Origin of the sequence: Methanofastidiosum sp. (genome assembly GCA_020854815.1) — an archaeon.
In the GTDB taxonomy this organism is placed as follows: Archaea; Methanobacteriota_B; Thermococci; order Methanofastidiosales; family Methanofastidiosaceae; genus Methanofastidiosum.
In genome coordinates this window covers 1-5771 of record JAHKLW010000034.1, presented here as the reverse complement: position 1 = coordinate 5771, position 5771 = coordinate 1, and the positions used below count along the sequence as shown (strand labels likewise).

At 53.2% G+C, this 5771-nt stretch carries 8 protein-coding genes and 1 pseudogene; all 9 read left to right on the top strand.

Annotation, left to right across the window (positions count from 1 at the left end; translation table 11 throughout):
- Positions 1-233: pseudogene (locus KO464_04550) on the top strand (hypothetical protein).
- 105 nt (positions 234-338) lie between these two features.
- Complete coding sequence (locus tag KO464_04545; GenBank protein MCC7572643.1) at positions 339-767, top strand: hypothetical protein; 429 nt, start codon at positions 339-341, stop codon at positions 765-767.
- Positions 768-944: 177 nt separating this feature from the next.
- Entirely contained in the window at positions 945-1553 is a 609-nt protein-coding gene (locus KO464_04540; GenBank protein MCC7572642.1) for a hypothetical protein, read from the top strand.
- Positions 1554-1779: 226 nt separating this feature from the next.
- Entirely contained in the window at positions 1780-3147 is a 1368-nt protein-coding gene (locus KO464_04535) for a DDE-type integrase/transposase/recombinase (protein ID MCC7572641.1), read from the top strand.
- Positions 3144-3947: an AAA family ATPase gene (locus tag KO464_04530; GenBank protein ID MCC7572640.1), complete on the top strand. Its 804-nt coding sequence runs from the start codon at positions 3144-3146 to the stop codon at positions 3945-3947. The genes KO464_04535 and KO464_04530 overlap by 4 nt, the downstream gene beginning before the upstream one ends.
- A gap of 82 nt (positions 3948-4029) precedes the next feature.
- Complete coding sequence (locus KO464_04525) at positions 4030-4302, top strand: hypothetical protein (protein MCC7572639.1); 273 nt, start codon at positions 4030-4032, stop codon at positions 4300-4302.
- A gap of 12 nt (positions 4303-4314) precedes the next feature.
- On the top strand, positions 4315-5001 hold the full coding sequence (locus KO464_04520; protein ID MCC7572638.1) for a PQQ-like beta-propeller repeat protein: 687 nt from the start codon (positions 4315-4317) through the stop codon (positions 4999-5001).
- Positions 5002-5058: 57 nt separating this feature from the next.
- A complete protein-coding gene (locus tag KO464_04515; GenBank protein MCC7572637.1) occupies positions 5059-5289 on the top strand; it encodes a hypothetical protein in 231 nt (76 codons plus the stop codon).
- Positions 5290-5571: 282 nt separating this feature from the next.
- On the top strand, positions 5572-5771 hold a 200-nt coding region (locus KO464_04510), incomplete at its 3' end, for an RHS repeat protein (protein MCC7572636.1).

Below are 5771 nucleotides of genomic sequence, written 5' to 3'. Positions count from 1 at the left end.
CGAAGTACCGATACGACGCTTTCGGCATAGAAGAACGGCATCTTATGGGAGAGGGCGCTTTCACGCTACTGTCGAATCCCTTCAGGTACAACGGGGAGCAGTGTGACCCAGAGACGGGCTTCTACTACCTGAGGGCCAGGTATTATAGCCCAGTGATAGGCCGGTTTACTCAGGAAGATACGCACTGGAATCCAGGCAACATGATTTATGGGGATAACCCTGTAAGACTCAATGAGCGCATCGATCCTTTGGGATTAACGATCTACACATACGCTCCGAACATCGACGCCGTAATGCAGAGTACTAATCTATACGTTTACTGCGGCAATAACCCAGTAATGTACATTGACCAGGATGGCGAGATATTCATGCTCGTCACGGGTGCTGTAGGAGCGGTTGTCGGCGGCGTTGCAGGAGGAATATACTCCTATGCCAAGTATGGAGAACTGAGATGGCAGAATGTTGCAGCGGGAGCAGCAATTGGCGGCGCGATAGGACTAACAGGCGGGGCGGCTACGGCCTATATTGCAGCTGGCAGTGTAACGGCATCAACCGGTACAGTTTTAGTTGGGATGGGGGTTATGGGCACAACCGCAGCAGGCGGTGCAGGAGCAGCTACAATTAATCAAGTTGCTCAAAAAGCGGATCCTGTATACCGAGCTTTTTCACAAAGCAACTTCCGATATAATTTGCAACAACTTACAGGTAATATTGGAAAAGGGTTGCAAGCACATCATGTTGTTGAGGCCCGCTCTATTTGTCGTTGATTAGGGCCTGATTGGCCGAATTGAATGACGGTGATAGGAGAACCACGTTCCGTGACGTAAATGGGGACGTGGTTTATTGCTGTGTCATGACTTGGGGGAAAAGGAGAAGCCCGCCCCTGCCGTTAGTTTGGCCACTATCCAGGGGCGAGCTCCCGCAACCCCGTTAGGGGTCGTTGCATGATCATCGTAATGCATGTGGCCGTTTCTCTCAAGAAGTATCTTGACGAATGTACTGACCGGGCCCCGGCCGGAGAACAGCATTGTCCGATTTGCGGACGCAGGCTCAGAAAGCACGGCCGTTACTTCCGTTGTGTGGTATTGGGCCAGTTGCTTGAGCGTTTGCCGGTATATAGATACCTCTGCCCACAGTGTAAGAAGACGTTCAGTCTGCTCCCAGCATTCATTCGGCCATACGGCCACTTCGGTCTTCCCGTGCGCGAGGCGGCAGCGCGAATGCTCTCACGTGGCGAAAGGGTAGACGCTTTGACCGGGCGACTCTGCCAAAGTCCAAAGGCTGGCGGCATCTCGGGCCGCACGCTCCGCCGGTGGCTACAGGGATGGCGGCGGAGGGCCCAGGCTCTGGTCGAATCGGTGATCGAGGGGATTCTCCGCCTGTCCCCCGGGTTCGATGTCACTCCGTACTTGCCCGAGCAAAACCGCCCCCGCGGCTGGCTTAGAAGCGTGCTTTCACTGGGAGGAATACTCCGGAACCTCATCCTCAGGACTGAATCGGTTCCCCTCTTTGTGTTCTTCAACTCCTGTTACCCCGTCCACATGAGCCTCTGAGCGATCACGACGCCGGCGCGAGCGCTAAAGGGTTGCTTTCGGGAGGAGAAAACGGGCGCCTCCCCTCACGGTAGCGGTCCCCACATCAGTCTGGCGGCGTTAGGATGAGCGTTCTTGCCGACAGCGTATCCGGTCCTCACGGAAACACCACATTCTTTGTCACTGTCAATCGCTCGCCTCCGGCTGGAGACTTAGGCTGGGAGACTATCCAAGGGAGGGAGACACTGTGACCGAAGAACAGGCTCAACTCATAGCGAACTTCCGGTACGGCGTGATCGCCCCAGTGGTGGTGCAGCCGCTTGGCCGGGGGGAACAGGCCCGCCTGTTGAGGGAACTCGCGGGAAAAACCTACGAAATCCCGTTCAGCAAGGCGACCACGGTGACCCAGCGTACACTTGAGCGCTGGCTCCGATTCTACCGGAAAGGAGGCATCGAGGCGCTCAGGCCCACGGGGCGGGCTGACAAGGGAAGTCCCCGCGCCCTGCCGAGGGCCGTGTTGGAGAAGGCCGAGGCGTTGAAACGGGAGTTACCGTCAAGAAGCGTTCCCCAGATCATCGCTATGCTGCAACTCGCGGGGGAAGTGGACGCCGGCCAACTCAAGGTGAGCACTCTCAGGAGACATCTTTCGGAGTTGGGGGTGAAAATGCCGTCGCGGGAGAGGGGGCACCGCAGGTTTCAATCACCGCACAGAAACCATACCTGGCAGGGTGATTGTCACCACACGCTCTACCTTCCAGACCCCGACGGCGGGGAACGAAAGCGCCAGGCGTACCTCATCGCTTTTCTGGACGACTACTCGAGGTATGTCCCGCACGCCGAGTACTACTTCGAGGAGCGCAGGCCGAAACTCGAGGACGCCCTGAAGAAAGCGATCATGAGGCACGGGGTTCCAGCCAGGCTCTACTGCGACAACGGGGCGATATACTCTGGTCAGCACCTTGAGCGGATCGCCGGCGAGTTGGGGTTCCACCTCATCCACTCAAGGCCGGGTAGACCCCAGGGACGCGGCAAGGTGGAAAAGTTCTTCCAGTACGTGGATAGGAGTTTTAAGCCTGAGGCTTACGCGCTGATCGTGTCCGGTCAACTCACTACCCTTGAGCAACTGAACGAGTACTTCTGGGCCTGGCTGGAGGTGGCCTACCACCAGAAACCGCACGGCGCCCTGAAGCAGACCCCGAAGGAGCGGTTCGAGTCCGACCCCACGCCCTTGAGGAAACTCGACTTTTTCAGGGTTCGTCAGAGTTTCCTCTGGCAGGAGCAGCGGAGGGTCGACAAGACGGGGTGCTTCACCTTAGATGGGAATACCTACGAAGTGAGCGCGGCGCTTGTGCGGCGCGCGATCACGATCCGCTACGACCCGTATAGCCTCGACCTTATCCAAGTATGGCGCGGCTCGGAGCAATATCCGGACGCCCAACCAGTGAATCTCCAGAGGACTCGACACCGTGATCTTGGAAAACCGCTGCCGATACCCGCTCCAGTCTCAACAGGGCTAAACCTGCTCGAATTGGCAAGGCGCCAGTACGAAGAGGAAAAGCGGCAAAGACTCGGCGAGATGCGCTTCCCGCGCCTTACGGAGGGAGGAGGACAATGATACAAAAATACTTTGGCCTGAGCCATCTGCCTTTCGACCGGGCCCTGCCGCCGGCGGATCTCTTCCAGGGTCAGGGGTGGCAGGAACTATCCGCGCGCCTCGACTACATCGTGAGAACCCGCTCCCTGGGTGTGATCACGGGGGAGATCGGGGCGGGCAAGTCAACCGCGATACGCGCCCTGGCCGCCAGGTTAGACCCGATACACCACCCCTTCCTTTACATCGCCGATTCCGCCCTCGAACCACGGGGCTTCTACAGGGAGGTCCTCGCGCAGTTCGGTATCACTCCGGCCTTCCACCAGAGGGACGCCCGCCGGCAATTCGATCACGCTTTCTTCGACGCCTACGAGAACCAGGGTAAACAGCCCGTGCTCGTCATTGACGAGGCGCATCTTCTGTCCACGTCCATGCTCGCCGAGGCCCGGTTCCTCACTAACTTTAGGTTCGATTCGTTGAGCCCGTTCGCGCTTATCCTGGTGGGCCAACCGGAACTCCGCTCCACGATCCGGTTGCGGACCTTTGAAGCCATACGGCAGAGGGTAGGCGTTCGCTACCACCTCTCGGGCCTCCAGGAAACGGAAACCAAGGCATACATAGAGCACGCCCTGAAGCGGGCTGGCGCGACCCGCCCGCTGTTCACTGACGCGGCCATCTCCCAGATCCACACGATCGCCCGCGGAATCCCTCGCGTAACAAATACCCTATGCGCTGCATGCCTGCTTGACGTCTGTACGCAGAACGGGCAGGCCGTAGACACGGAAAACGTCCACCGAGCTCAGCTGGAATACGAGCAGATGTGATCCCCATCTACACCTGAGGCCCGGCGAATACGCCGGGCCCCTTCTCTTCCACGACGTTCAATTCGAGCGTTCTTTCACCGTCATGCAATCCAGGCGTTTCGATGACAAACAATGTGGGCTTCAACATCATGTATTGCCTCAATCTTTTGAGTCTCAATTCTTGAAGGTTGGGATTAATATTAATAATCCCACATATGGGGCATGGGTTAATTCTACTCATCAAAACTGGAGTGCGGCTTATAATAAAGCATGGCAAACGTTTTTCAATACAGTAAATAACCCAACATCAAAGCAGGTTTTGGAAAAAGCGACGGAGATTGCTGAACAGTACGGATTTAAGGTAAATTTCAAGTGAGGCGGTGAAAAAATGCGTATAGAAAATATTGAAGATGGTTTCATGGAAATAATCGAAAATGGAGTCATAGAAAAGGTGGTTTGTAAGTATGACGGAATATGTACGGTTTATTTCTATGATAAACCGCCCAAAGAGCTGAATGTTGGATGTTCATCTTATAACAGCCAGTATGGGATACCTGTATCTGTGGATGGGAGCAAATTGTTTGTCGGCAGTTGGGAGAAGGGCTTAGGCGGCAAAGAAAAGGGTCTACTTGCTTATGATATTGCATCTGGCTCTTTACTCTGGAGATTGGCAGAAGGAAAAATAAGGTCAATCTTTGTATATTCAAACTACCTCATTGTTCTAAAAGCAGGCGCTTCTATCATGAAACTAAATATTGACAGTGGAGTTGTATTAGAGCAAATTAAAAGTTCTGCTATTGAACATCTTTTTGATTTAGGATTTCCATACGCATTAGTTGATGCAATCGCAGGGAAATTAAGCGTTGTTGATGTTGAAGAAATGCTCATTGTCAGAAAATACGGTTCCCAAATAGTCAATCCGTCGAATTGTCTGTCAGTTCTTATTCAAGATGCAGCCCTGCACGGAGAGGCGTTAACTATTTATGGAGTCGAGGATTATCCTGATAAAAACTATCAATTATCTGGTCCCCAAAAGTTTGAGCGGGTCATTGATAAAAACTTCAATGCGTTGTAAAACAAAATGCGGATTGCATCAAATACAAGATTGTGATGAAGGGTAGCGTATGATTAAATGATTGTCTCGAAGAATTCTAAGATTAATGAAGAAAGGGAGCAGAAAAAAAAGAAACTACTCGATCAAATTAATTCTGCCATACAAAACACAGGCTATACACTATCTAATCTTGAGGTGCAGCCAGATATCTTCGGGAATGCTGTAATAGAATTTTCAAAAGATCATCATCAAACCATCAGGTTCGTACAGATCGGGGAGATATATATATGGACAAAAAAAGAATCATGATAAGTCATGGACAGATCAAAAGTTAATGTTTAACCACTCTGAAAACACCGGAGATAGCTATGACACGCTTATTAAGGCAATAAAGCAAATCATAAGGTAACATCCATACTAAAAGCAGAACCGGCCTATTAGTTTCTTATTACCCGAGTTCGACACCCCCTGGATAGGCAAAGGCCCCAACAGCAACGGGCCTTAACAGTTACCCCGCATACAAGGCAGGAGGTCGTTTACGGTGGAGAGCGCCTGTATGCGTCCAACCTCGACTATGATCTATCGGGGAGATTGATCAAGAAGACCGCGGCGGACGGGATTACATCGTACAGATACGACGGGGTGGGGCGACTAGCCGGCGTCGCATACCCGAGTGGAGAGACGGTCGGTTATGAGTACGACTTCTTCGGGAACAGGACGGCTCAGACAGTTTCCCTGGGGGAGAGGGTCGCGGAGAGGACCAGGTACTCCTACGACCCGGCGAACAAGCT